Here is a 24,757-nt window from a genome sequence, read left to right on the forward strand (position 1 = left end):
GCGGGTGATCGTGGCCGCCTCTGACCACCCCCACAACCATCACTCACTGTGACATCTGGGAGCATCAACTTACTTTTGAATGACCCTCCTGGCGCGAGCCAAGATGCGGATTGATGTACGCCCGGATGAAGTCACGATAGGTCGACAGCCCCGTGAGAGGTCCAACTCACGCTCATCCAGCCATCGCTCCGACTCGGCCGCCACCGTGCCGTCCGCAGCCAACTCGACGCGGCCGAACTGCGCGAGCGCTTCCTGTTGCCGCGCACCGGCGGCCCGCTCGCTGGCAAAGCCGCGACGTCGCATCTGCCGCCGCCTGCCGTCCGGACTCGCCGGTAGATCAATGACGAAGTACCACGTCTTGCCCTTGGGATCACGACCAACCGCCACGACGACCTCCCCGTGGTCACAGAATGACGACTACCCCTACGACGGTAGTCGATCTCCGTGACCACGGATGTGACCACAAGATCAAGAGTCCAGAGAAACCGCAGATCAGCGGTAAGACGACGGACGAGTCGACCTGTACGCCGGATTATGAATGTGGAACCCGGTCTGACCAGGACCGGAGCCCGGCGACAACCACTCTGGGCCGTCGCTGGGCCGTCAGACAGGCGACTGTCCGACCAGTGGCAGACTTCGCGTCAGCCGTTCATGACGATCATCCGTAGGACGGGAACTCGCCGTTGAACAAAAGGCCCAGATAGTAGAACGCCTCCCAGGTCTTGCCCGCGCGATCTGCCTCGTAAGCGTTGTTTGCTCGGCTTATAGCGGTATCCAGCTTAGAAAGTGACTCTTCCTTTTGCACACTCGTTTTGCAAGCGTCAAACCGACCCGAAGCGCCAGTAGGGTCATTCATTGAAGCGAGACCACCGTCTCGCAATTCGCGCAATAGGTACTTAAGGTCCATCAGCCAGAAAATCTGGCTCTCACCTGCAACATACTTGGCGGCTCGCATCTCGAGATAGAAGGAGGATACCGGGACCGACCTGTAGTACTTCCAAGCCTTCAAAATCCGAGCCATCCCCTTGGCCTTACCAAGAGAAGGTTTTTTGTTGCAGTCGTTCACGTACGAGAGATGCGAATCTGGTGCAGCCTTTATCCACGAGCCACCTGATCCAGCAATCTGGTATGCCAGCTTGTCAGAACCGTCGTCCGCGTCCGCCAAGTAAGCTGGGATAACTTCATACGTTTCGGCACCACCACCGAAGGCCACGACGACCGCCGGCCGGTCCACGTAAATCGACGTACCAGGGAACCTTTCCACGAGGGCTTGTTTAACGCTATTTAGCGCAGTCGTCGAACTTGAGGGTCGAGGGAGCGGCATCGAGGCGAAGTAGTCAACATCACTTCTGTAACGAACGCCGGTGCCGTGCGAGAACGAACCGCTCTGCCAGAATCGACTTATACCGAAGTTCGCCTTCAGCTTGGCTTCGACAGAGGCGCGATGGCTGGCAGCAGCTTGAACTTCTGCCTGAGTTGGAACCAGCCTTGACAAGAACAGCTCAAACCCTTGATTGACGCTCATCGCCATCACGAATCACCCGACCCATCTGCTTCATAGCTCTGACCACCCGAGCTGATATTCTTTGCGGCACGCTTGTACGCGAATTTCGACACAACCTCAGCAGTCTTATTGATCTCATCACGCCTCGACGTGATTTCTTGGAGACGAGCCCGAAGATCCTCCCCACCGAGCGAATGCATGTCAATAAGGCGTAGCTGACGAGCAGCGGTCTGAACTTCAAGATAGGCGTTAGCGGCAGCAGAGCATTGGTTGGTCTTCTGGGCTGCGTTCAACGTCGTTGCCGTCGTGCTAGCACCAGCGGCCAGTAGGGCACTAATACCAACAACCAGTGGACTTGTCGTCTCCGACAGAGCGGCAGCGCCCGAAAGCGCCGCAAGAACCGCCGCAGGAATACCTAAGGCGAGATTAACGAAACGCCACCTCTTTGCTTGCTCAAACTGAGACTGCGCACTCCACATAACACTCTCTTCGAGACGCCACACTTCGTCCCTGATCGCCCGCTTAACGCCACTAATAGGATTTTCAGGTTCTGTGGTCACAGCCACCAGAGCCTAGACCTTCGGTCGATACCTGGCGAACACTTGTCCGAAGATCGACAAAAGGGATCGATTAACTTATATAAATGCAGTTCGTCGGCCGGCTGCGCAGTTATGGCTCAGCTAGCCTGACCAAACAGGTCATCGATCGCGTTGCGGGTGCGTTCCTCGCTTGCCGGCATCAGGTGCGTGTACACCCGAAGCGTGAAACCGGGGTCGGCGTGGCCGAGGTAGGACGCAAGAGCCTTGATGCTCTCCCCTGCGTCGAGCAGCGCCGAGGCGTAGAAGTGGCGTAGCGCGTGCATCCCGGTCGCCCGGGTCGGAGTGATGCCGGCCGCCACGACCGCCGGGCGCCAGCTCTTGCCATCGAAGGTACGCCGGTTGATCGCACCGCGCCGGGTGGTGGTGAACAGCAGCGGTGCCGTGACCCGCTCGTCGTCGGCCGGGTTCTCCCACGGCAGCGTGAGGGACAGCGGAGGGAAGTCGTCGACGTGCTGGCGCAGCGCCTGGGCGACGGAGTCAGCCAGCGGTACCCGGCGGTCCCGGTCGTTCTTTGGAAGGCCAAACACCAGCCGGGAACGGACAAGCTTGACCTGACGGCAGACGTGCACCCACCCCGCGTCGAAGTCGATGTCATCGACCCCAAGGCCGAGGATCTCACCCTGCCGCAGCCCGCAGCCGGCGCCCAGGTCGACCATGGCGCGGTACCGCTCGGCGAGGGCACCGCGGATTGCCGAAACCTGTTCGTACCGCCACGGCACCACCCGACGTTGCACCGGTCGCGGAGCCTTGATCGACTTTGCCGAACACGGATTCTTGGCGATCCGCTCGTCATCGACCGCCGCGCCGAGGATGGTCCGCAGGTGCGCGAAGATCACGGATCGGGTCGCCGGGGCCAGCTTGCCGACCATGCTGGCGTCCCACTCCCGGACGTGGCCCGGCTTGATCGAGGCCAGTTGCCGAGAGCCGAAGAACGGCAGCAGATGCTTGCGTACCCGGAACTCCGTGACCTCCCGAGTCGACTCGTCGAACGACCTCGTCCGCAGCCAGGTTTCGGCGTACTCGGCGAAGGTCATCCGACCGGCGATCGGATCGATGTACGAGCCCCGCAGCTTGTCCGTCTCGGTCGAGACGAGGAACGCCTCAGCGTCCCGCTTGGCACGGTCGGGGAACGACCGGCTACGTTCCCGACCGTCCGGCCCGATGTAGCGGACCCGGTACCGGAGTCCCTTGCCGAACCGGTCGGACTTGACCCGTTCCTTACGGCCGCCAGGGTGTCGGACGACGTCGTACCAGCGGTCTTCGACGTGTGCCATCAGGCCGCCGCCTGCTGACGCACCCACGACCGGACCGCTTCCGGTTCGTACCGCAGGTGTCGACCGACCCGGGCCGCCGGCGGACCGTACTTGACCTTGCGCCAGCGGTACAGCGTCTCCGTCGGCACCCGCAGGTACGCCGCCACGTCCCCGATCGTCCAAAGTCCATCGTTCGCCACCATCACAGCCCCTCCCCCGTTGTGCTGCCTGCTCCCGTCGCCGATCCGTCCTCCGGTAGCTGGGCCGCCCGGTCCCGCGCGGCGAGGAGTTCGGAGCGCCAGCGGGCACGCTCGCTGATCGACCGCAGCAGTCGATGGGCCAGCGGCCCCACGTCGGGATCGTCGGGTCGGGCGAGTTCCCACGCGTGCCGGACCGGTTCGACGGTGGCGCCCTGGTCGTCGACTCCGTCCAGGCCGACCGTCACGCCGAGCAGCGCCCGCACCCAGGCCCGCGCGTCGTGCTTGTGGTCGGAGAGCGTCTTGCCGGACCAGTCGCGGGAGATGAGGATGCGCCGGCCGCCGATGCCGAGACTGTCCCGCTGGTGCACCTTGCCCTTGCAGCGCCCCGGCTTGAGCTTGGCGTGCGCCTTCTTCGGCTGGACGCCGTAGAGCAGCCAGTTCGCGCACCGGTCGGTACACGGGGTCACCTGGAGTTCCTGCCACAGCCGGTCCAGGTGCGTCCGCTGCCGACCAGTCGTGATCTTGTGGCAGTCGCCCGTGTGCTTGGTGATGTACTTCGTGACGTACCGGATGGTCCGTTCCGCGTCCTCCGTGCCGGGCATGACCCCACGCGCGTCGACCTGGGCGCCGAAGCGCACCACGTGCACCGGTTCCGCGTCCTGGTCGTCGTCGAGCGCGTCCAGCGCTTCCGTCCAGGTGGTCAGCGGCTCGTGGGTGTCCGGGTCGACCCACGCCGACGCCTGCTCATCCCAGACCGGTAGCCGGTCGAGGGTGTACCGCTGCACGTCGGTCGACGGCCACCACACCTGGTGGTACGTAGCCGCCGCCACGGTCCGCAGCACCTCCCGGGGGATGGTGCCCCGGATGGCGAAGTGCGCGTGTGGGGCGAGTCGTCGTTGCGGCTCGACGCACCCGGCGTACTGGACGTTCCAGCCCTCACAGCGCCGGAGGTTCTGCCAGAACCGATCCAGCAGCCGGGGGAAGTGAACGGCGTCCCAGGCCGCCCGCCGGTAGTCGTACCGGTCAGGGTTGACCGGGGTGCCGTCCGGGCGGACCGGGCCGTACGAGTCCAGGGTGAGCGTCAACCACATCGACGGCCGGTAGGTCGAGCCGTCCGGGGCGGTGTAGGTCTTCCCGACCGTGCGCCGTTCGACCTTGCGCCGGGGCAGCTCGGGCGCGTCCTGCCGCCGCTTGGTCGACCGCTTCCGTCGCCGGCCGGTGTCCTCGTCGCCCTGGTCGTCGTCGCCGGTCGAGTGCGGGGGTGCGACCCGTCCCCGGAGCCCTTCCGCCGCGATCGCCTCTTCCACCTCCCGGATTGCCTCGTCGAGGTCGGCGACCTGCTCCAGCTGGGACGCCCGGGATGCCTCGTCGCGGGAGAACTCCAGGTGCCCGCGCAGCAGGATCAGCGCTTTCTGTTCCTCGGTCGCCGGTTCCGGTGGCGGTAGCGGTTCGTCGTCGCGGTGCCAGCCCTCCCGGATCTGTGCCTGCCGCAGTCGGCGGTTCTTCTTGGCGCACGGTGGGCACTTGTCCTCCCGGGTCGCGCCGCACGGTAGGTCGATCACCTCGGTCAACCCGGTGGCGAGGTCGGTGCGGCGCATGGCCAGGGGGCGGATGCAGACGCCGTATTCGGTGGCGATGTCCCGCAGTACGTCCACCGCACGGGGCAGGCCCATCCGTGCCGCCCGGGACCCCGGTCGAGGAGGCTCGACGACCGGGGCGGCCGGGGCGAGGCCGGGCAACGTGTCAGCGGTCATCGCACGATCCCGATGACCTGGGGCCGATCCGCGCGGACCACACCCAGCGGAGGCCGGACCGCCGACGGGACCGGTTCGGACGCGACGACGGGGACGGGGACGGGGACGGGTAGATGGTCGGTCGGGCCGGTTTGCCGAACGGTTTCCGGTTCCGGGTCGGGTTGCTCGACGACGGCCGCCACCGGTTCGACGGGCGCCGGGTCGGCAGCAGCTTCCGGGGTCGCGGGTGCGCTGGAGAGAACGACTTTGACCAGGGCAAGGAAGGCCAGCGAGGGAACGGCAGCGACGATCCAGCCCCACACCGACGGTTCGGCTTCGGCGACCTGGGCCGCCAGGGACAGCAGGGCGAACCCGACCAGGAGGACGCCGACCAGGCCGACGGGCCGGCCGTTGCGACGCCGGGCGCGGATCTCCAGGCCGAGGTAGATGGCCATCAGCTCGACGGCTACCGCGTTGGCCCAGCCGATCCAGTCGGGTTGGCCGTGCGCGACGGTGAGGTCATGGACGTGGGTGAACGCGGCGGCGCCGGCCATCCCGCCGATGGCGAGCAGGATCAGCACCCGTGCGAGGGATTCGGCCCGGTGGCGGATCACGGCTGGCCTCCGTTCAAGTTGTTCGGGGGTGGTGAGGGGGTGCACGGCGGTTACCTCCGGGCCGGGCGTACGTCGGTGCGGATGTGGTCGGGCGGGTCGCCGAGGGACGCGACGGCTTCGGAGAGGCAGCGCCACAGCGCCCATGCCTCGTCGGGGGTCAGGGACATCCGGCGCCGGCCGGCACCGACGGCGAGATAGACCGGGTACGGGTCGGGCCGGTCGGGGTCGACCCGGACGGATACCGCCGTGATCGGTTCCGGGGTGCGGAGCCGGTAGAACCGCCGTCCGGACGGGGCGGTCATCGGCGCTCACCGCCGTTGTCCCGGTCGAGCAGGTTCCGCAGCGATTCGGGCAGCAGCGGTCCGGACGGGCGTCGGGGCAGCGGCACGCGGGTCGGTTCGGTGGCGGTTTCCCGGCCGACCTGGGCGAGGATGTCCGCCGCGTCGACCGGCGCCGGGTACTGGCTGGCCATGGCCCGGATGTCGTCGTCGGTGACGTAGGAGAAGCGGACCCGCATCGGTTCCGGGGTGCCGTCGAGGATCACGTACCCGACGCCCTTGGCCCACCGGGGCATCTGGTCGGCCAGCGCGCCCCGGTTGCGGGCACCGTCGCCGAGGACCATGTCGACCTGCGACGCCTCGGTCAGACCCAGCGCGATCCGGGTCGGGAACAGGTCCCGGAAGGGCAGTACCTCCTTGCGCGGGTCCTGCAACGCGGCCACGACCAGGACCCCGACGCCGGCACCCTGGGAGAGCAGCACCCCCAACGACGACGCGATCCGCTTACGCAGGTCGGCATCTTGCAGGTACGCCGTCAACGCGGCCATCTCGTCGATGACGACCACCACCAGGGGGTCAGCTTCGGTCGGGGTGTGTACCCGGACGACGCCAGCCAGCCGGGCTTGCCGTTCCCGCAGTACCGCTACCGCCTCGTCGAGCAGGTCCGCCATCGCCTCGAACGACTTGCAGGCGAACCGAGCGAACATCGGCCGCCCGATGGCGAATTCCATCCCGCCCTTGGGGTCGATCACCCACAGCCGCACCAGGCCGGAGGCGACCCCGCCGCCGAGTGCCCGAACCAGGGACCAGAGCACGGAACCCTTGCCGCGCCGGGTCGCGCCGCCGACCAGGACGTGTGTCGCCAGCAGGTGAAGCGACCAGGTACGCAGGTCTTCCCGGCGGGCCAGGTCAAGCGCGGTGAAGTCCGGCACCGTCGGAACCGGGAAGGGTGGGACGACGGTACGCAGCGCGTCGGTTCGTACCAGCGCCAGGTAAACGATCGTCGGACGGTCCCGGAAGCGGACCCGGTCGACCGCCCGCAGCAGCCACGCGGCCCGGCCGGTACGGATCGGCGGATCGTCGGGGCGCTCGGAGTAGACGCGGGCATGCCGCCGGCCGAAGGCGTACGCCAGGTTTGCCGTAACCGCCTGGAACTCCTCCGGCGTCTGGCCCCGGACCATCCGGATGGTCAGCACGTCGAGCGCCGGATCTGAACGGACGGCCAGCAGTTCCGGCAGGACGATCCGATGGTCGTATTTCGCGGACAGCCCGCACAGGGTCATGGCCTCCCGCCACACCCGGCGGTAAACGAACACCCGCCGGAACGAGCCCAGCAGCGGACCCGCCAACCAGGCCCACCAGGACGACTCGTGCCGCCACCGCCACACCGCCGAGGCCGCCGACAGCAGGACCACCGGCACGACCAGGCCGGGCCAGCCGTGCTCGACGTAGAGCCAGACAGCCAGGGTCGCCGTGCCGGTGGCGACCGGGTGACGCAGGCACCACCAGGCCGCCCGCCAGGACCAGCGCAGCAGCAGGCCGAGCAGCACCGCCCAGACCGGCAGTTCGAACCGCTTCGGTCGGGCGATCAGCAGGTCACCCGCCGAGGTCGTCACCACTTCACCGCGAGGCCGCCCGATCACTTGGCACCCCGCAGGGACACGAACCGGCCCGATGCGTCCCGCACCGGAGGCAGCGGAAGGACAAGCTGATTCGCACAGCTACCGCACTGGCCCTCATCGCCGGTGGCGGGGTCGAATCGGGACTGACACACGTTGCACCGGGGCCGGTTCTGGCCAGCCGGACGCCTACGCTTGGACACGTCACTACCTCTCTCGTCACGAGCAGGGGGAAGACAGAGAGGGGCGGGGCTGCCGTTCCGCCAAGATCAGACAGCCCCGCCCACACTTGAAGCGGTTACGCAGCCGCCTTCTGCTTGCCGGCCACGCCGGCCGGGGCACGCATCGCGGTAGCCCGCAGGGAGTACGCCATCCGGCCGTTGCTCGCCACGTACGGCGTGACCGTCATCCCCTCGAACTCGACCGCCTCGAACGGGGTACCGGTCGGCGGGACGGGCTGGTAGTCGGCCGAGATCTTGACCGTCGTCTCCCGCGACCGCTTCCCCAGCTCCGGGTCAAGGTCCATCACCCGGACCTGCCACACCCGCTGACCGGTCACCTTGTCCTTTGCCGGGGACCGCCGGCCGGTCTTCTCGTCGTAGTCCTCCACCTCACCCAGCGACTCGGGCACCAACGCGCACCCCGCCGGGAACACGTCCTCACAACGCACGGCGAACCTCGTACCGCCACGCAGAGCCATCGCTCAGTACCTCCACCTCTCACCCTGGCTGGCTTGACTAGCCAGGTTATGTGGATCAAAGGTAGGTCGGCTTGGCTAGTCATGTCAATGACAGTTGGGGAACTTTCCTAGCTTGGCTAGTCAGCGGTAGTGTCCGGCCATGAGTCTTGACCCTGATGACCCGCGCACCCCGTCGCAGCAGATCGCCGCCGTACTCCGCGCCGAGATCAAGACCGGCAGGTTCGCCCCCGGCGAGAAGCTGCCGTCACAACACGACCTGGTCGAGCGGTTCAGCGTCGCCCGCGAGACGATCAAGGCAGCACTACGGAAGCTGCAAGAGGAACGCCTGATCGTCACCCGGCAGGGCAGCGGCACCTTCGTCCGCGCCAACACTGAACGCCCGGTAGGACTCCGTCCGCACGTCGAACGCGCCTTCGAGGCCACGAACGTCACGATCGACTTCGCCGGCTTCTCCGGCGAGACGCTCTACAACGCCATTCAGGAAACCCTGGACAAGGTACGCATCGGCCGGCTCACCCCGGAGTCGATCCGGCTACGGGTACTGATCTCCGACATGACCGCCCCGATGGCGATCCCCTGCCGCGCCGAGGACCAGGCCGACGACCCCGCCATCCGCGAACGCGCCCGCCGGATCACCGACCGGTCGATCCACGCCGTGACCGACGCCGTACAGGAACTCGCAGACCTGGGCCTGGTCAAGACCGCCACCGCAGAGGTACGGGTACACAAGGCAGCCCCGCTGTTCAAGCTGTTCATCATCAACGAGCAGGAAGCGTTCTTCGGCTTCTACCCCGTGGTCGAGCACACCGTGATGGTCGACGGCAAGCCGATGGCGATCTACGACGCGATGGGCAAGGACGCGATCCTCTTCCCGTTCACGCCCAGCGACGAAGACTCCTCCAATGACGCCCTCTACGTCGAGCAGGCCCGCGCCTGGTTCGACAGCATGTGGACCACCATCGCCCGCGAGTACGCCTCGTGAGCCGCGCCGACCTCGCCGCCGCCGTCGACCGCGCCCGCGTCATCCTGCTCGACTTCGACGGACCGGTGTGCAGCATCTTCGCCCAGCGCCCCGCCTCGACCGTCGCCCACGAGCTGCGGCGCCTGCTCGTCGACCAGGGCGTGACCCTGCCCGTCGACATCCTGCACGAGCCCGACCCGCTGGCCGTCCTACGCTTCACCGCCACATTGGGTCGACCCGCCGTCGTCCGCCAGGTCGACGAGGCGCTGACCCGCGAAGAGGTCACCGCGGCCCGAACCGCCGACCCGACCCCGTACGGCCGTGAGGTCATCGTCGCCGCGCACCAGACCGGCCGGCGGGTCGCCGTGGTATCGAACAACTCCGCTGACGCCGTCCACGCCTACCTGACCGGTCGCCGGCTCACCAGCTACGTGCACCCGGTCATCGGCCGCGCCCCCGCCGACCCCGACCGGATGAAGCCGAACCCGGCACCGGTCCTGGACGCCGTCCGCGAGCTGCATGCCGACCCACGGGATTGCGTCCTGGTCGGTGACTCACTCAGCGACATCGAAGCCGCCCGCGCCGCCGGAGTCGCCGCCATCGGGTACGCCAACAAGCCCGGCAAACGCGAACGGTTCGCCGCAGCGGACGCGGTCATCGACAGCATGGCCGACCTGGTAGCCGCCTTCGCCGTCGACGAGTTGTAGCAGCACCACCCCGCACACGAGCGCCCCGGTGATCATTCCCGGGGCGTTTCTCGTGCCCTCAGTCGACGTGCGGCACCCGACCCGCGAGGTAGTCCGCGATCTGCCGCCGCATCGTCGGATGGATGTCCAGCCCTGCCAGCTCATCCGGCAGGAACCAGGCAACGTCACTCGCCTCATCGTTCGCCGCCGGAGCACCGCCGACCGGTCGGGCCAGCAACGTCACCTCGTATTCCTGCCGGACCTCACCATCGGAGTACGCCACGATGTGCCCCGGGTCGGAGTAGACGCCGACGATGCCGGTCACCTCGACCTGGACTCCGGTCTCTTCCAGGGTTTCCCGGACCGCGCACTCTGACGGAGTCTCGCCGATCTCCATCTTGCCCATCGGCAACGCCCACTGGTCGGTGTCGCGCCGCCGTTGCAGCAGGATCGCGCCCTGGTCGTCGACCGCCAGCACCCCGCAGGCCGGAACGAGCGTGTTCGCCTTCGGCGCGTCCGGGTCGTTCCAGTGCTCGACACGACCCATCCTCAGACCTCCGTCCCCAGCCACGGCACCGCCGTAGCCCACACCCGGTCGAAGCTGGCCGCATAGTGCTCAAACAGCCCGCCACCGTCGACCTTACGGAGATGAAACGTCGGATTGGCCGACGCCGGCTCACCGTACGCATGCGGGTTGGTCAGGATCTCGTCGTCATACCGGAACAGACTCGCGTAGAGCGTCGTCGGGTGAAGTCGAACTTCACACCCGTCCACGCCGGCCAGCTCCCGGTAGTACGTCAACGACGCCCGGATCTTCGCCGCCAGCGTGCCGCCGAGCCCCTCCTCCCGGTCCCGGACCGCTACCGCGTCGCTCGCCGGGTCGCCGAAGCACAGCCGGACCTGCACCCCGGCCGAGAGGCGGTCAGCGAGCATGCGCGCCACGCGCGGCTGTGTCTGCGCGAAGAAGGTCCCGGAGAACACCAGCACGTCGATGCGCTCCTGGGCCTCGGTGAGGAGCCGTAGCCACGTCTCACGCGGCACCGACGCCCGATCCGGGAAGACCTCGATCAATTCCGCGCGACTGGCCTCCTCTCGCTTGCCGGCGACCGACGCGAGCACAGCCGGCCATAGGTACGCCTCTTCCGCACCCAGCCGCCGTGCCGTCGCCCACCGATGCCGCCGATGCGGAACCCGACCGAGACTGATCCACCGCTCTACTGTCTTCGGATCTACACCGCATTCATCGGCTAGGTCCTCAACGCGCACCCCACGACGAACCATCACCGTCCGCAGACGCTCATTCATCTCTCTATTGGACGTTTCCTGCACCGGACGTTTCAAGCCCGTCACAGGACGTTTCCCAACGCCCCCGGACGTCGGCCAGCAGTCCACCAGGGCGGATGCGCCGTACCCGCCACCAGCCGTTGACTACACACCGTCGTACGGAATTGTCCCTGTCTCCGTGCTCGCCGCCATGGCCGCGAGGGCAGGTGAGTACGACACCATCGGTCGGGGTGCGGGCCTTCCCAGCCAGCCCGTGCTCCGGCCTTTGGAACCGAGAGGAGAAGGGGACGTGTCCGACTACCGAGCTTCCAGAGACCGACCGCCCCGGAACTTCATCCACCCTAGGGCGAGCCAGTATCCATCATGGATGACGGAGCCAGCCGAGCAGGACATTCAATTCGTCGTCCACATACCCTTCTCCGCCTCCGGTCTCAGTGCAGCTCTCGAAAGAGCCGCCTTAGTCGCTGATGTCTTCACATTTCTGCCAGACTTCGAACAAGGTGATCTGACGGTGACCCGCCAAGGTGATCAAGAGAGGCATTACCAGGTCATCTGCGATCGACGAATCCTCGACGGAACCCGTTGCGCCCTCCGATACGGCCACCCCGATCAGTGCAGTCCGACCTGAACTCTCTTCTGCCGATAACTACAGAAGAGATGGCTCCCGTTCCTCTTTGGCCAATCGCCGGATGCGGATGTGTTCGCCATCGAGACACTCCCACCGTCCCTCTGGATCCACCGGCTTGCCGACCTCCGCCGCCAACTCCTTGCGATTCACCAGACGCATCTTTGGCGCGTAGAACTGAACGTGACCGAGCTCAAACCGATTACCGCAGTACTCCATACCAAAGGAATCAAATCTAGCTAGGAGTGCTGCACCATCGTTGAATCTTGGGTCAGCCAGAAAATCCCCAAGTCTATCCCTTCGAAAGTGCATCTTCAAGCCACGGTAAGGCCATTGCGCCTCACCTTCTCGGACGAGTTCCCTCAGCATTTCGAGCTCACGGAGGTCCTTCGCTCCTAGCCCATCAGGAATCGGGAACACCATATTAAAGAACTGCTGTAGCTCGTCCAGCGCAATCGCTAGACGCGCCGCCGGCTGACCTTCCGGGAAAACGTCTTCATCAATCTCACAGAAGCCAAATACCCTGTGCCCCATACGGAATTCCACACGATTTCCCGAAACGAGAGCGCGAATAAAGTCGGCGACTGGCCTCACCGCGTACGGAAAGAGTCCAACCGGAGAAGAGATCTCGAACTCGAAGGCTCCCGTAGGAGCCGGTTCACTTTTGCCTGTCAGAAGGTTAAGCGTCATCATTCCGGACAGGTCTTGCCCGGAAAGGGTAAAGCCTCGGCTTCCTCGAACGCGCTTGCTCAATTGAACCGCGATGGATGATATACAACTTCCATTTGGCGATTTGACGTCTATCACACAGGGAAGAGGCAAACCTGCGTTGTCCTCCTCGGAATGAATCTCAAGCTTGTGAGGAGTGATTGGCCAATCCCACGCAAAGGCACGACGGGTTTCTTCGGAAGCGTGGATATCGAACCCCTGGATGTAATCGCCCGGAACGGTGATACTTCCGCCATACTCCAAGACGCGTCTTAGCTGACGGGACACGCCTTCCGCTTCAGGGTCCTTAGCATCGAAGGAGAAGATCGGAGTTATGGAAATCGGATCAACTTCGGCGGAATCTGGGCGCTTCGCCGAGTAAGTCAGCATGTAGCCGCCCGGCCTGGTCGCCACATCGATGCGCCAGTATGGCGACAATTCATTCACCCGAGCCGAAAAAACGCCAAGACGTTCTATGGCATCCCGAATCCCATTCGCCATTGCCGCTTGCTCATGCCCCAACTCTTTGGCGCGCTGAGCCAGCACATAAAGCGGCCCTTCGACATATCGGATCAAATCCTCCCGCTCCGCGAACTCCTTATCCAGCCAATCGCGCCCCCTCCATTCGAGCTCAAGCGCAGGGAACTCTGCCCGGAGACCGTCAAACCACTTCTCTTCAGACGGGGATGACTCAAGGGGAACAACCAGGACCCATCGAATGGGATTATGCTTGGCCGCCTTCTTTAGCGAATTCCTAATCCCGCGCTTTTGACTGGCACCCAGACGATCTGTGTAGCTCTTTACTTCGAAGATCACGAGGCCGTCAGGAGAGTCCCAACGAATGTCCCGCCCGTCGTCCCCTCCCGACCCGTCAATTCCTTGGGCTGTGGGGTGCAGGTCGCGAATGAGCAGCTTGACTGCACGCTCTACACGGTCTCGATGATCTTGCCAACGAATCATGCCTAACTCCTGACGTACGGAGTCCTGAAGTGTTGCCCACCGACTCTACCCGTAACGCTGGTTCGGCAGATACCCGCATACCCAGAGAGCCTACAATTGCTAACAACAAGTACGTTTCCGGAACTCACGACGCTTCGGATCGGCCCCTGGCTTCCTGTCCATTGATTGTTGCCGAATTACTCTGTCTTGGATCAAGAGCGCCGCTGCGCGGCGCCGCGCCGGGGCGGCAGGCCGCCCGGCGGAACACCGCCCCGGACCGCTCCGCGGCCGGGGCGGCAAGCCGCCGAAACCTGGCGGGTACCGCCCCGCGCCCTGACTGGCTCCCAGACGGTCACCACAACTCGTCAATCTTGGCGACCTCTGCCCTGAATCGACGGGCGTCCGGTGCTGGCAGCACGGAAGCCGCAGCTTCAAGGATCTGACGGACCTCTCGCAGGTCCGGGCAGCACTCCATGACGCCGCAGCCGTACTCGGGGTCCCACAGCCGGTGCCACGGATCCTGGACGAAGTCCGCCCACGCCCGAAGCGCCCTCGCGACAGCGCCCTCCCTGAAACGGGAACGTTCCAGGTAGGCGATGGCTTGGAGCCCACGAAATGAGAGGCCGGCTACTTGAGACGTACGGCCATCAAGCGGTCGGGCACGAAGCTTGGAAGCTCGCACCTGCGTCGGGCGCCTACGCGGCACGGTCCTTTCGAGTGGTCTGCATCCCTCGACAATCCCACAAGGTTGCGGCGGGACGGAAGCCGGCGGAGCCGGCCGCCGTCGAGCGCTTGGCTTCCGGCTGCCGCGCCAGTCCACACCCCGGACTGGCTTGCCACCGAGTCACCGGGCCGGCCACCAGCTCCACCGCCAGGACGTGCTCGACCTCCGTCCGAGCGTCGCCCACCGCCCCAGCGGACGGGCCGAGCCCAGGGCAGGTGCGGGAAGAGGCTTAAAGATCATTCCTGGGCCGTCTCTGGGCCGTCTGGGCCGTCACCGGGCCGTCAGACGCCGCCCAACGCTGACCAAGGTCAACCAACGACACCAAACAAAGAAGCAGGTCACAGCCCTGATCAGGACCGTGACCTGTAGTACGACGGACGAGTCGACCTGTACGCCGGATTTTGTGCCCGGTACGCACCGTTGCCGGTGGTGCCGGCGGCGGCCATCCATCTCGGCCTGCCGTTGCCGACAGGCTCCAGCGGCCTACCCGCAGGCATCGGGCGGGCCGCCCTCGATCGCCTGCGCGGGCCGTTGCCTCTCGGCGGCGGCCCTTTCTTGGCCTTGCTCCGGGTGGGGTTTACCGAGCCATCCCGGTCACCCGGGATGCTGGTGGGCTCTTACCCCACCGTTTCACCCTTACCGGACCGGTCGATCGGCGCGTTTCCGCGTAAACGACCTGATCCGGCGGTTTGTTTTCTGTGGCACTTTCCCGCGGGTCGCCCCGGGTTGCCGTTAGCAACCACCCTGCCCTGTGGAGTCCGGACGTTCCTCGGCGGCGGGCTCGCGGCCCGCCGACGCGACCGCCCGGTCGACTCGTCCGTCGCGTACCCAATGGTAGCGATGATCCCGAAGAGCGATCCACCGGGCCGGCTGCCACCGCAGGGCTTCCGGGCGCACAGACGGGGCAGCTCGACAGTCTCCGTTCCGACCATCCCTCCCCGGCGTCACCCCCCGGCGGCACGAGCGGGCCCCGGCCGCCGGATCAGGACCAGGCGGGCCATCACGCGGCCCGCAAGCCCTGCGGACTAGCCTCGACAGGCTATGGATTTTCCCGAGGCGCTGCTGCTGCTCGCCGCCGGGCTCGCCGCAGGGGTGGTCAACGCGGTGGCCGGCGGCGGTTCGCTGATCACCTTTCCCGCCCTGATCGCGATCGGGCTGCCGCCGGTGCCCGCCAACGTCAGCAATTCGATGTCGGTCTTTCCCGGCTATCTGGCCAGCGTCTGGGGCAGCCGGGCGGACCTGCCGGACCGGCGTTGGCTGCTCCGGCTGGTCCCCGGCACCGTGCTCGGCACCGCCGCCGGCTGCGCACTGCTGCTCTCCACTCCGGCCCGAGCCTTCGAACTGGCCGTGCCGTTCCTGGTGCTCGGGGCGACCGCCGTGCTGGCGTTCCAGGACCAGCTCCGCCGCCTTGTCCGGGTGAACAGCGGACAAGCCGGCCGCGAAGGTGCCGGCAGCGGACGGACGACGGTGCGGAGCATCTCCCGGCAGACGCTCGCGCTGCACGTCATGGTCGTGGTAGGTGCGGTCTACGGCGGATATTTCGGCGCCGCGCTCGGGGTCATGCTGGTCGCCGGGCTGGCACTGGTGCTGGACGAGACCCTGACCCGGATCAGCGCGATCAAGAACCTGCTCTCCGCCGTGGTCGGGCTGACCACGGTCGCCGCCTTCACCGTCTTCGGCCCGGTGAACTGGGCGGCCGTCGCGGTGGTCGCCCCGGCGACCATAATCGGCGGGTACGCGGGAGCGCGGCTGGTCCGCCGGCTGCCGCCCGAGGTACTCAAGACGGTGATCGTGCTCTTCGGCACTGCGATCGGTCTGCTGCTGCTCTACCGCTCCTGGACCTGACTCCACGGCTCACCACGCCGCGCTCCACCGGGCGTGCTCGGGTCAGCGGAGCACCCGATAGGTCAGGTGCGTGACGGCGTTCGCCGCCCGTGACTGGACCTGTTCGAGGTTCAGTGGCGGCACGCCGTCGAAGATCCGGACGCCGGCGCCGAGCGTCATCGGCACGATGTGCAGCCGCACCTCGTCGATCAGGCCGGCGGCGAGGTACTGGTTGACCGTTGTCGCGCCGCCGTGGATCGAGATGTTGCCGTCCCCGGCCGCCTCGCGGGCCCGCTTGAACGCCGACTCGATCCCGTCGGTGACGAAGTGGAACGTGGTGCCGCCCTCCATCGGCTGCGGGTCACGCGGATAGTGGGTGAGCACGAAGACCGGGGCGTGGTACGGCGGGTTGTCGCCCCACCAGCCCTTCCACTGGCGGTCCCAGTCGCCGCGTACCGGGCCGAACATGTTGCGGCCCATGATGAACGCCCTGGCGGTCGTCATCCGGGCGATCTCGGCCTGGTTCTCCTGGTGGCTGTCGGCGTACCAGGCGTGCAGCCGGTCGCCCCAGCCGTCTCCGCCGTCCTCGCCGAACGGGCGTTCCTCGGTCTGGTTGTGCCCGGCCGCATAGCCGTCGAGCGAGATCGTAAGATCGCAGGTCACCTTGGTCATTTCACTCCTCGCGGGGCGTGTTCCTGTGTGGATCTCAGGATGGTCGAGGGCAGTCATGACGTCTAATGCCAAACTCGCACGACTCTCATTGATATTGTTGATCAGTGCTCAATCTGGTCCATCTCAAGGTTCTGGCCGCGGTGGCCCGGCACGGGTCGGTGACCGAGGCCGCGAAGGAGTTGCACTACTCCCAACCGTCGGTCAGTCACCACCTGTCGCGCCTGGAGGCGGCCACCGGCGTCAGGCTGGTCCAGCGGGTCGGCCGGGGCATCCGGCTGACGCCGGAAGGGCAGCTGTTCGCCAGCCGGGCCACCGAGATCGTGGGACGTGTCGACGCCGCGACGAACGAGCTCGCGGCACAGGTCGGTTTGCAGGCGGGGCGGGTCCGGCTGGCCGCCAACGCCTCGGTGCTGAGCACTGTCGTGCCGAAGGCTGCCGCCAGGTTGGCCCAGGCACATCCGGGGCTCGAACTGGCGGTGGTCGAGCGTCATCCGGTGGAGGCGCTACAGGCGCTGCGGAACGGTGAGATCGACGTCGCGCTCGTCTTCCGGTATGCCGACGCCCCGGCCGAGGAGGAGGGCTTCCGACTGGTCCACCTCGACGACGATCCGATCTATCTGATCAGCCGGCGACCCGACGACAGCGTGGCGAACCACCGCCACTCCGCCTGGATCGGCGGCTGCGCACGGTGCCAGGACGAGCTGGCCGCCGTCTGTCGACGGCAGGGCTTCGCCCCGCGCATCGTCTCGTTGAGCGACGACATGGTCGTAGTGCAGGCTCTCGTAGCCGCCGGCATCGGCGTCACGACGCTGCCTGGTCTCGCGCTCCGGGCGCACCGGCATCCTGACATCCACGCCACCGAACTCGCCGGCCACCGCCGGCGGCTCTACGCCGTCACCTACGGCGAACCGCCGGACCCACCCGCCAGCACCGCACTCATCCGGGCCGTCCAGGAGTCGGCCGGGTGAACGACTGATCCGCCACCCCCGCCACCCCGGCACCCCACTCCTCCGGCACTCCGGCACTCCGGCACCTCGAACGCGAAGTCCGGACGGAAGATCCCCGTGACCTGGTCGGCGTACCCGGAAGGGGTTGGCTGTCCCGGCCACGGGGATCTCCCCGGAGGGCTGGAGTGGTGCGGTCGGCGCGGGTCAGACCTTCGGGGCGGGTTCGACGGCCTCACCGGCTGCCGCGTCGGCCCCGGCCGACTCCGGCCGCGACTCCGACTCCGGCCGCGACTCCTTCGGTCCGGGTACGAGGCGCGGGTCGCCCTCGTCGGCGAAGTAGTCGTCCTGGGCGGTGCCGTCCACCCCTTCGGCGACCTTGGCGGCCCGGAGGACCAGCGTGACGATCACCGCGACCAGCAGGTTGAGCGCGACCGCGACCAGGCCGACGTAGATGGTCTTGGTGGAGCCGTCGAAGCCGAGCTTCTCCAGCGGGAACGCGGACCCGCCGAAGTGCGCCCGCTTGGTGGCCGGGTTCGGGATCTGGTAGAGCATCCACATCCCCAGCCCCATCCCGACCGCCCAGCCGGCGACCAGGGCGCCCCGGTGGAACCACCGGGTGTAGAGGCCGAGGGCGACCGCCGGCAGCGTCTGCAGGATGATGACGCCGCCGATGAGCTGGAGGTCGATCGAGAACTGCGGGTCGAGGAAGACGATGCAGGCGACCGCACCGATCTTCACCACCAACGACGTGATCTTGGAGACGTTCGCCTCCTGGGCCGCGGTGGCGTCCTTGCGCAGGTACTCCTTGTAGATGTTCCGGGTGAAGAGGTTGGCTGCCGCGATCGACATGATGGCGGCCGGCACCAGTGCGCCGATCCCGATCGCGGCGAACGCGATCCCGGCGAACCAGCTCGGGAACTGCTGCTCGAACAGCAGCGGCACCACCGTGTTGTTGTCCACGGAGCCCTCGGTCGCGCCCGGCAGCGGCGTGACCTCGGCGGCGATGGCGGCGTACCCGAGCAGGGCGATCAGGCCGAGTAGCAGGCTGTACGCCGGCAGCGCCGACATGTTCCGCTTGATCACGTCCCGGCTGCGGCTGGCCAGTACGCCGGTGAGGCTGTGCGGATAGAGGAAGAGCGCCAGCGCCGAGCCTAGGGCCAGGGTGATGTACTGCAACTGGTTGTTGGCGTTGAGCGTGATGCCGTCGTTCGGGTTCGGACTGGCGTCGAACTTCGCGTCCGCCGCGTCGAAGATGCTCCCCCAGCCACCGAGCTTGTACGGCAGGTAGATGATCGCCACCAGGATCACGATGTAGATCAGCGTGTCCTTGACGAAGGCGATCAGCGCCGGTGCCCGCAGCCCGGACTGGTAGGTGTAGGCGGCCAGGATGGCGAAGGCGACGATGATCGGCAGGTGCCGGGCGATGGTGCTCTCCCCGGTCACCCCCATCGTCTTGAGCACCGCCTCGATGCCGACGAGCTGGAGCGCGATGTAGGGCATCGTGGCGACGATGCCGGTGATCGCGATGATCAGCGCCAGGGTCGGCGAGTCGAACCGCTTCCGGACGAAGTCGGCCGGGGTGACGAAGCCGTGCCGGTGCGACACCGACCAGAGCCGGACCAGCACCAGGAAGACCAGCGGGTAGATGATGATCGTGTACGGCACCGCGAAGAACCCGGCCGCGCCCGCCCCGAACAGCAGCGCCGGTACGGCGACGAAGGTGTAGGCGGTGTAGAGGTCACCGCCGACCAGGAACCAGGTGATCCAGCCGCCGAAGCTGCGCCCGCCCAGCCCCCACTCGTCCAGGTGCGCCATGTCGTTCGGCGCCCGCCACCGGGCCGCCACGAAGCCCATCCCGCTGACCAGCAGGAACAGCAGCGTGAAGACGATGATCTCAGTGAGATGGTCCTGCCACATCGCCGATCAGCCCCGCTTCTTCGTCATCTGGTACACGACGGTCGTGGTGCCGACCCCGAGCAGGATGAAGGCGAGCTGGAGCCAGTAGAAGAGCGGGAAGCCCAGCAGCCGGGGCGAGTCGGCGTTGAAGAGCGGAGTGACGAGCGGTATCACGATCGGCAGGAAGAGCAGCCAGTTCCACGGGCTGTGGTCCTTCGCCCGCGACCTCGCCGCCACCACCTTGCCGGCCGGCGCCGCCGGCGTATCAGATTCGCTCATGCCGTCTCCTCGCTGCGCTCGACCTGCTGGTCCACCCCGTCACGCCAGGGAGTCATCGACGTCCGTGTGACGTGACGTGTCGTCGTTGACATGTGACGCCGGAGGTTAGGACAGAGTGACGGCGGTCACCCCGCCGGCACTCCGACGGTGCGCCGAGCGGTGACCATGGTGCGCCGAACGGTGATCAACGACCGAAATAACGTCCGGCCAAACGGTCCTATCAGGGCAATTAATACATCGAAGTACGACGATTACTCTTGCTCGGGGGTCGGCCGGTTGCCATGCTGGCCGGGTGCCCCGATTTCCCTCGTACGACAGCACCGCACTCGGGTACCACGTACTGGGGTCCGGGCCGCCGCTGGTCTGCCTGCCCGGCGGGCCGGCAAGGGCGTCGAGCTATCTCGGCGACCTCGGCGGGCTGAGCCGGGAACGCACCCTGATCAAGCTCGACCTGCGCGGCAGCGGCGACTCGGCGGTCCCCGACGACCCGACGAGCTACCGGTGCGACCGGATGGTCGACGACGTCGAGGCGTTCCGGGTCCACCTCGGACTCGACCGGATGGACCTGCTGGCCCACTCGGCCGCCGGCAACCTCGCGGAACTCTACGCGGCCCGGCACCCGGACCGGATCTCCCGACTGGTGTTGGTGACCCCCGGCCTGCGCTCGGTCGGGGTGGAAACGGTCGGCTTCGCCGAGGCGGTCGCCGCCCGCGGCACCGAATGGTGGTACGCGGAAGCGAAGGCCGCGATGGACGGCTGGCAGGAGGCGGCGGCCCGGGGCGCCGGCCCGGACGAGGTGAACCCGCTGCGCAAGGGCGCCGCGGCGTTCGCGTACGGCCGGTGGGACGAGCGGGCCCGCCTGCACGCCGAGGCGGACGAGTGGGAACGGCCGGAGGCGGCGAGCGCCGGCTTCTACGCCGGCTTCGCCCCGGACACCCCGGCGGTCCGCGCGGCGCTGGCCGGACTCGCCGCCCCGGTGCTGGTGGTGGCCGGCGAACTCGATCCCGCGCCGAGCCCGGCGGCGGCCCACGACCTCGGCGCGCTCTTCCCGCACGCCGAGGTCGTGGTGCAGGACGACACCAGCCACTTCCCCTGGCTCGACGACCCGGCCCGGTTCGTCAAGACGGTGCTCACCTTCCTCACCGAGGAGTGAGCCCCCTCGGCGAGGAGTGCGCCGCTACAGGTGGGCGGTGTCATTGACGCTGCGTACCGCCATCCCGCCGTCCGGCCAGATGTCCAGCCGCGAGATGCCGGCCGGGTCGAGATAGAGCCGGTGCAGGAAGGCGTCGGTGGCCGCGAGCGCGTCGCGCAGCGCGATCTTCACCGGTGAGACGTGCGAGACCACCACGACGGTCTCGCCCGGATAGCCGGCCAGCAACTTCGCCATCGCCCGGCTGACCCGGGTGCCGACCTCGACGAAGGACTCACCGCCGGGCGGGGCCACGGCCGGCGAGCCGAGCCAGGCGTCCAACTCGGCGGGCCAGCGCTCGCGTACCTCGGCGAAGGTGCGGCCCTCCCACTCGCCGAAGTCGCACTCGACCAGGTCCGGCTCGACCACCACAGGTACGCCGCCGAGGCCACCGGAGATGATGCCGGCCATCGACGTACACCGGGACAACGGCGAACTGACCACGGCCGCGACCTCGTCGACCAGCCCGGCCACCCGGCGGGCCGTCGCACCCGCCTGGCGGAGGCCCCGGTCGGAGAGCGGCACGTCACCCCGGCCCGAGTAGCGGCCCTGCGCGGTGTACTCCGTCTCGCCGTGCCGCAGCAGCAGCAACCGGGTCGCGGTCTCCGCCGGGCGCGGCTCCCAGGAACTCTTCGCCGTCGAACCCTGCGCGGCGACCTCGTGCGCCTCGGCCCGGCCGCTGGCACCCGCCGGCAGCGCGGCCGACGGCTCGGCGGCGCTGTCCCGGGCAGCCGCCGGCACCCGGCCGGCGGCCAGGTCCATCGCCGCGTTCGCCAGCGCGTCCGCGTGCCGGTTGCGCTCCCGGGGAATCCAGGTGTACGTCACCGAGTCGAACTTCCGGACCAGCCCGGCCGCCTGGGCGGCGAGCGGACGCAGCCCCGGGTTCTTGATCTGCCAGCGGCCGGCCATCTGCTCGACCACCAGCTTGGAGTCCATCCGCACCTCGACCGCGGACGCCCCGACGGCACCGGCCGCCTCCAGCCCGGCGATCAGGCCACGGTATTCGGCGACGTTGTTGGTGGCGGTCCCGATCGACTCGGAACGCTCGGCCAGCACCTCGCCGCTTGCCGCGTCCCGGACCACCGCGCCGTAACCGGCCGGGCCGGGATTGCCCCGGGCGCCGCCGTCCGCCTCCATCACGACCTTACGACCCGACACGGGTCCACCCCCCGACTCCGCCACCGACCCGGATCACAGCCCGGACTCGGCGGTACGCACCATGATGCGGCGGCACTCCTCGCAGCGCACCACCTCGTCCGGGGCGGCGGCCTTGATCCGCGCCCGGTCCGCACCGTACAGCTCCAACCGGCAGCCGCCGCAGCGCCCTCCGGCGACCAGCGCCGCGCCGAGCCCGCCGGACGACTCCCTGATCTTGTCGTAGAGCGTCACCAGGTCGGCCGGCAGGTCGGCCGCGAGCGGCTGCCGGGAGCCGGCCTTGAACTCCTGCTCCTTGCCGATCTCGGCAAGGGTCTCGTCCCGCCGCCGCTCGGTCTCCGCGCGCCGCTCCCGGGCCGCCGCCAGTCGCTGCTCGATCCCGTCGAGTACGCCCTGCGCGGTCTCCCGCTGCTCCATCAGCTCCAGCTCGGCGTCCTCCAGCTCGGTCTGCCGGCGGTTGAGCGAGGCCAGCTCGTGCTGCAACGCCTCCAACTCGCGGGCCGGCCCCGAACCGACGGTCAGCCGGGCCTGGTCCCGGTCCTTGCGCACCCGGACCTGGTCGACGTCCCGCTCCAGCCGGGCGATGTCCCGGTCCAGGTCGTCCACCGCCACCTGGGCCCGGACCCGCTCGTCCTCCAGCGCCGACAGCTCCCGGGCCAGGCTCTCCAGCTCGGCGTGCTCCGGCAGGGTACGGCGCCGGTGCGCCAGCTGGGCGAGCCCGGTGTCGATCGCCTGGAGGTCGAGCAGGCGACGCTGGTCTTTCGGGTCGGCCTTCATCGGGAGGGCTCCTTGTCCACGGGGGATGCGGGGAACAGCACGGGTGGTACGGGGGACGCCGCCTGCACCGTCCACGGATCGGTGTCCAGGTCGGACACCAGGGTCTCGACGCCCAGCCGTTCGCGCAGGTGCCCGGCGAGGTCGTCGAGCCACGGCCGCTCGGTGGCCCAGTGCGCGGCGTCCAGCAGCGCCGGCCCCTGCTCGGCCAGGTATTCGCTCACCGGGTGGTGCCGCAGGTCTGCGGTGAGGAAGGCGTCGACACCGGCCCGCAGGGCGTCGCCGCGGAAGGAGTCGCCGGCCCCGCCGCTCACCGCCACGGTCGAGATGGTCCGCCCGGGGTCACCGGCGGCGCGTACGCCCCAGGCGGTCGGCGGGAGCACCCGGGCCGCGTACCCGGCGAACTCGGCAAGCGTCGCCGGCTCGGGCAGCCGGCCGACCCGCCCGAAGCCCCGCCCCTGCCCGGCGGCCGGGCCGGCGGGGTCGGCCGGACGCAGCGGGCGCAGGTCGGTCAGCCCGAGCCTGCGGGCGAGCGCGTCGGAGACTCCCGGATTCGCGACGTCGGCGTTCGTGTGCGCGACGTACAGGGCCACGTCGTTCTTGATCAACTGGTGCACGATCCGGCCCTTGTACGTCGTCGCGGCCACCGAGGAGACGCCGCGCAGCAGCAGCGGGTGGTGCGCCACGATCAGGTCGGCGCCGTACCCGAGGGCCTCGGCGACGGTCTCCGGCACCACGTCCACCACCAGGGCGACCCGGCGTACCGGTGCGGACGGGTCGCCGACCACCAGTCCCACCCGGTCCCATCCCTCCGCCCAGGCCGGCGGATAACGCTGGTCCAGCGCCGCCACGACCTCGGCCACGCCGACCGCCCCAGAACCGGATGCACCCACGGCGGCCCAGCTTACCGGCGCCGGCCCGGTCGCGACGCCGGGTGCCGGCGGCCCGTCGCCGGTGCACAAGCAGGGCGGTGGGTACTGGATCGGCAAGCTGACCGGCTCCCGCGAGCCGACCGGGCTCAGCCGAGCTGGCCGCTCACCGAGAACCTGGACCGCAGCGCGGTCACCCCCATCTCCCAGGGGAACCTGTCCAGGTAGCGCTCCCCGGTGCCGGGCGGGTGCAGCGGCACGACGTGGTCGCCGAAGAGTACCGTGACGTCCCAGTCGCGCAGCCGGGCCAGGCTGGTCAGGAAGGCCGGATGGGCCGCCATCGCGGCGTTCGTGAACGGCATCGCCACGATCGGCAACCCCTTGCCGAGCCCCTCGACCAGCAGGCCGAGGACCAGCGTGTCGGCTATCCCGGCGGACCACTTGTTGATCGTGTTCACCGTCGCCGGGGAGACGATCATCGCGTCCGGCTCTGGCAGCACGTCGGGATCACCGGGGTCCTTGTACGTCGACCGCACCGGATGACCGGTCTGCCGCCCCAGCGCCGGTACGTCGGCGAACTTCGTCCCGTCCGGCGTCAACACCACGCACACGTCCCAGCCGTCCCGCTGGGCAGCACCCACCAGCCGTCCGACGTGCCGGGTCAGCGGCGAGCCGCAGGCGAGCACGTACAGTACGCGGGATCCGTCCGACCCCGTCACCGGACG

At 68.0% G+C, this 24,757-nt stretch carries 25 protein-coding genes and 1 other RNA gene; 5 read left to right on the forward strand and 21 right to left on the reverse strand.

Going from position 1 to position 24,757, the window contains the following annotated elements:
- Positions 1-69: 69 nt before the first annotated feature.
- The 10 genes from O7626_RS24150 to O7626_RS24195 form a co-directional block, all read right to left on the reverse strand.
- Positions 70-387, reverse strand: a complete 318-nt coding sequence (locus O7626_RS24150) for an Arm DNA-binding domain-containing protein (RefSeq protein WP_278063390.1) — start codon at positions 385-387, stop codon at positions 70-72.
- A gap of 271 nt (positions 388-658) precedes the next feature.
- Positions 659-1,531 carry a hypothetical protein gene (locus O7626_RS24155; RefSeq protein ID WP_278063391.1) on the reverse strand — a complete coding sequence of 291 codons (873 nt, stop codon included), beginning with the start codon at positions 1,529-1,531 and terminating at the stop codon, positions 659-661.
- On the reverse strand, positions 1,531-2,064 hold the full coding sequence (locus tag O7626_RS24160; RefSeq protein ID WP_278063392.1) for an SLATT domain-containing protein: 534 nt from the start codon (positions 2,062-2,064) through the stop codon (positions 1,531-1,533). The genes O7626_RS24155 and O7626_RS24160 overlap by 1 nt, the downstream gene beginning before the upstream one ends.
- Positions 2,065-2,180: 116 nt before the next feature.
- Positions 2,181-3,377 carry a tyrosine-type recombinase/integrase gene (locus tag O7626_RS24165; protein ID WP_278063393.1) on the reverse strand — a complete coding sequence of 399 codons (1,197 nt, stop codon included), beginning with the start codon at positions 3,375-3,377 and terminating at the stop codon, positions 2,181-2,183.
- Positions 3,377-3,559 (reverse strand): helix-turn-helix domain-containing protein, encoded by a 183-nt coding sequence (locus tag O7626_RS24170; RefSeq protein ID WP_278063394.1) that lies wholly within the window; start codon positions 3,557-3,559, stop codon positions 3,377-3,379. The genes O7626_RS24165 and O7626_RS24170 overlap by 1 nt, the downstream gene beginning before the upstream one ends.
- Entirely contained in the window at positions 3,559-5,310 is a 1,752-nt protein-coding gene (locus O7626_RS24175) for a replication initiator (RefSeq protein WP_278063395.1), read from the reverse strand. The genes O7626_RS24170 and O7626_RS24175 overlap by 1 nt, the downstream gene beginning before the upstream one ends.
- Entirely contained in the window at positions 5,307-5,903 is a 597-nt protein-coding gene (locus O7626_RS24180) for a DUF2637 domain-containing protein (protein ID WP_278063396.1), read from the reverse strand. The genes O7626_RS24175 and O7626_RS24180 overlap by 4 nt, the downstream gene beginning before the upstream one ends.
- Positions 5,904-5,953: 50 nt before the next feature.
- Positions 5,954-6,205 (reverse strand): hypothetical protein, encoded by a 252-nt coding sequence (locus O7626_RS24185; protein ID WP_278063397.1) that lies wholly within the window; start codon positions 6,203-6,205, stop codon positions 5,954-5,956.
- Entirely contained in the window at positions 6,202-7,800 is a 1,599-nt protein-coding gene (locus O7626_RS24190) for an FtsK/SpoIIIE domain-containing protein (protein WP_278066291.1), read from the reverse strand. Before O7626_RS24190 ends, O7626_RS24185 begins: the two co-directional genes overlap by 4 nt.
- Before the next feature lie 298 nt (positions 7,801-8,098).
- Complete coding sequence (locus tag O7626_RS24195; RefSeq protein WP_278063398.1) at positions 8,099-8,500, reverse strand: transcriptional regulator; 402 nt, start codon at positions 8,498-8,500, stop codon at positions 8,099-8,101.
- A gap of 139 nt (positions 8,501-8,639) precedes the next feature.
- Between O7626_RS24195 and O7626_RS24200 the strand changes: the two genes are divergently transcribed.
- Together O7626_RS24200 and O7626_RS24205 are read left to right on the forward strand one after the other, a co-directional pair.
- Entirely contained in the window at positions 8,640-9,482 is an 843-nt protein-coding gene (locus O7626_RS24200; RefSeq protein WP_278063399.1) for a GntR family transcriptional regulator, read from the forward strand.
- Complete coding sequence (locus O7626_RS24205) at positions 9,479-10,168, forward strand: HAD-IA family hydrolase (RefSeq protein WP_278063400.1); 690 nt, start codon at positions 9,479-9,481, stop codon at positions 10,166-10,168. Before O7626_RS24200 ends, O7626_RS24205 begins: the two co-directional genes overlap by 4 nt.
- A 58-nt stretch (positions 10,169-10,226) precedes the next feature.
- Here O7626_RS24205 and O7626_RS24210 read toward each other — a convergent pair whose 3' ends face one another.
- The 4 genes from O7626_RS24210 to rnpB all read right to left on the reverse strand — a co-directional run bounded on the left by O7626_RS24210 (position 10,227) and on the right by rnpB (position 15,243).
- Positions 10,227-10,694: an NUDIX domain-containing protein gene (locus O7626_RS24210; RefSeq protein WP_278063401.1), complete on the reverse strand. Its 468-nt coding sequence runs from the start codon at positions 10,692-10,694 to the stop codon at positions 10,227-10,229.
- Positions 10,695-10,696: 2 nt separating this feature from the next.
- A complete protein-coding gene (locus O7626_RS24215; protein WP_278063402.1) occupies positions 10,697-11,452 on the reverse strand; it encodes an XRE family transcriptional regulator in 756 nt (251 codons plus the stop codon).
- Between the two features lie 625 nt (positions 11,453-12,077).
- Positions 12,078-13,724 (reverse strand): hypothetical protein, encoded by a 1,647-nt coding sequence (locus O7626_RS24220; RefSeq protein WP_278063403.1) that lies wholly within the window; start codon positions 13,722-13,724, stop codon positions 12,078-12,080.
- Between the two features lie 1,077 nt (positions 13,725-14,801).
- Positions 14,802-15,243: RNase P RNA component class A (gene rnpB, locus O7626_RS24225), an RNA gene on the reverse strand.
- Between the two features lie 225 nt (positions 15,244-15,468).
- On the opposite strand from rnpB, the gene O7626_RS24230 reads away from it, so the two are divergent.
- Positions 15,469-16,272 (forward strand): sulfite exporter TauE/SafE family protein, encoded by an 804-nt coding sequence (locus tag O7626_RS24230; protein WP_278063404.1) that lies wholly within the window; start codon positions 15,469-15,471, stop codon positions 16,270-16,272.
- A gap of 42 nt (positions 16,273-16,314) precedes the next feature.
- Here the strand turns inward: O7626_RS24230 and O7626_RS24235 are convergent, their stop codons facing one another.
- Positions 16,315-16,923, reverse strand: a complete 609-nt coding sequence (locus O7626_RS24235) for a dihydrofolate reductase family protein (RefSeq protein WP_278063405.1) — start codon at positions 16,921-16,923, stop codon at positions 16,315-16,317.
- Between the two features lie 104 nt (positions 16,924-17,027).
- Here O7626_RS24235 and O7626_RS24240 point away from each other — a divergent pair, with 104 nt between their 5' ends.
- Positions 17,028-17,891: a LysR family transcriptional regulator gene (locus O7626_RS24240; RefSeq protein WP_278063406.1), complete on the forward strand. Its 864-nt coding sequence runs from the start codon at positions 17,028-17,030 to the stop codon at positions 17,889-17,891.
- 183 nt (positions 17,892-18,074) lie between these two features.
- Here the strand turns inward: O7626_RS24240 and O7626_RS24245 are convergent, their stop codons facing one another.
- A complete protein-coding gene (locus O7626_RS24245) occupies positions 18,075-19,787 on the reverse strand; it encodes a sodium:solute symporter (RefSeq protein ID WP_278063407.1) in 1,713 nt (570 codons plus the stop codon).
- Positions 19,788-19,793: 6 nt separating this feature from the next.
- Positions 19,794-20,045, reverse strand: coding sequence for a DUF3311 domain-containing protein (locus O7626_RS24250; protein WP_278063408.1), 252 nt, complete (start codon positions 20,043-20,045; stop codon positions 19,794-19,796).
- A gap of 292 nt (positions 20,046-20,337) precedes the next feature.
- Here O7626_RS24250 and O7626_RS24255 point away from each other — a divergent pair, with 292 nt between their 5' ends.
- Positions 20,338-21,198 (forward strand): alpha/beta hydrolase, encoded by an 861-nt coding sequence (locus tag O7626_RS24255; RefSeq protein ID WP_278063409.1) that lies wholly within the window; start codon positions 20,338-20,340, stop codon positions 21,196-21,198.
- A gap of 24 nt (positions 21,199-21,222) precedes the next feature.
- Here O7626_RS24255 and O7626_RS24260 read toward each other — a convergent pair whose 3' ends face one another.
- The 4 genes from O7626_RS24260 to O7626_RS24275 all read right to left on the reverse strand — a co-directional run bounded on the left by O7626_RS24260 (position 21,223) and on the right by O7626_RS24275 (position 24,751).
- Positions 21,223-22,392, reverse strand: a complete 1,170-nt coding sequence (locus tag O7626_RS24260; protein WP_278063410.1) for a bifunctional RNase H/acid phosphatase — start codon at positions 22,390-22,392, stop codon at positions 21,223-21,225.
- Between the two features lie 33 nt (positions 22,393-22,425).
- A complete protein-coding gene (locus O7626_RS24265; RefSeq protein ID WP_278063411.1) occupies positions 22,426-23,166 on the reverse strand; it encodes a C4-type zinc ribbon domain-containing protein in 741 nt (246 codons plus the stop codon).
- Positions 23,163-24,026, reverse strand: a complete 864-nt coding sequence (locus tag O7626_RS24270; protein WP_278063412.1) for a Nif3-like dinuclear metal center hexameric protein — start codon at positions 24,024-24,026, stop codon at positions 23,163-23,165. Before O7626_RS24270 ends, O7626_RS24265 begins: the two co-directional genes overlap by 4 nt.
- Positions 24,027-24,181: 155 nt before the next feature.
- Entirely contained in the window at positions 24,182-24,751 is a 570-nt protein-coding gene (locus O7626_RS24275; protein ID WP_278063413.1) for a flavoprotein, read from the reverse strand.
- Positions 24,752-24,757: the final 6 nt, after the last annotated feature.

This window comes from Micromonospora sp. WMMD1102, from assembly GCF_029626265.1.
Lineage (GTDB): Bacteria > Actinomycetota > Actinomycetes > Mycobacteriales > Micromonosporaceae > Plantactinospora.

What these genes read in the sequence shown, in the direction of transcription:
- O7626_RS24220 (WP_278063403.1), bottom strand. Translation starts at nt 13,724, where the DNA reads ATGATTCGTTGGCAAGATCATCGAGACCGTGTAGAGCGTGCAGTCAAG.
- O7626_RS24245 (WP_278063407.1), bottom strand. Translation starts at nt 19,787, where the DNA reads ATGTGGCAGGACCATCTCACTGAGATCATCGTCTTCACGCTGCTGTTC.
- O7626_RS24175 (WP_278063395.1), bottom strand. Translation starts at nt 5,310, where the DNA reads ATGACCGCTGACACGTTGCCCGGCCTCGCCCCGGCCGCCCCGGTCGTC.
- O7626_RS24200 (WP_278063399.1), top strand. Translation starts at nt 8,640, where the DNA reads ATGAGTCTTGACCCTGATGACCCGCGCACCCCGTCGCAGCAGATCGCC.
- O7626_RS24170 (WP_278063394.1), bottom strand. Translation starts at nt 3,559, where the DNA reads ATGGTGGCGAACGATGGACTTTGGACGATCGGGGACGTGGCGGCGTAC.
- O7626_RS24165 (WP_278063393.1), bottom strand. Translation starts at nt 3,377, where the DNA reads ATGGCACACGTCGAAGACCGCTGGTACGACGTCGTCCGACACCCTGGC.
- O7626_RS24185 (WP_278063397.1), bottom strand. Translation starts at nt 6,205, where the DNA reads ATGACCGCCCCGTCCGGACGGCGGTTCTACCGGCTCCGCACCCCGGAA.
- O7626_RS24155 (WP_278063391.1), bottom strand. Translation starts at nt 1,531, where the DNA reads ATGGCGATGAGCGTCAATCAAGGGTTTGAGCTGTTCTTGTCAAGGCTG.
- O7626_RS24210 (WP_278063401.1), bottom strand. Translation starts at nt 10,694, where the DNA reads ATGGGTCGTGTCGAGCACTGGAACGACCCGGACGCGCCGAAGGCGAAC.
- O7626_RS24250 (WP_278063408.1), bottom strand. Translation starts at nt 20,045, where the DNA reads ATGAGCGAATCTGATACGCCGGCGGCGCCGGCCGGCAAGGTGGTGGCG.
- O7626_RS24215 (WP_278063402.1), bottom strand. Translation starts at nt 11,452, where the DNA reads ATGAATGAGCGTCTGCGGACGGTGATGGTTCGTCGTGGGGTGCGCGTT.
- O7626_RS24265 (WP_278063411.1), bottom strand. Translation starts at nt 23,166, where the DNA reads ATGAAGGCCGACCCGAAAGACCAGCGTCGCCTGCTCGACCTCCAGGCG.
- O7626_RS24230 (WP_278063404.1), top strand. Translation starts at nt 15,469, where the DNA reads ATGGATTTTCCCGAGGCGCTGCTGCTGCTCGCCGCCGGGCTCGCCGCA.
- O7626_RS24235 (WP_278063405.1), bottom strand. Translation starts at nt 16,923, where the DNA reads ATGACCAAGGTGACCTGCGATCTTACGATCTCGCTCGACGGCTATGCG.
- O7626_RS24195 (WP_278063398.1), bottom strand. Translation starts at nt 8,500, where the DNA reads ATGGCTCTGCGTGGCGGTACGAGGTTCGCCGTGCGTTGTGAGGACGTG.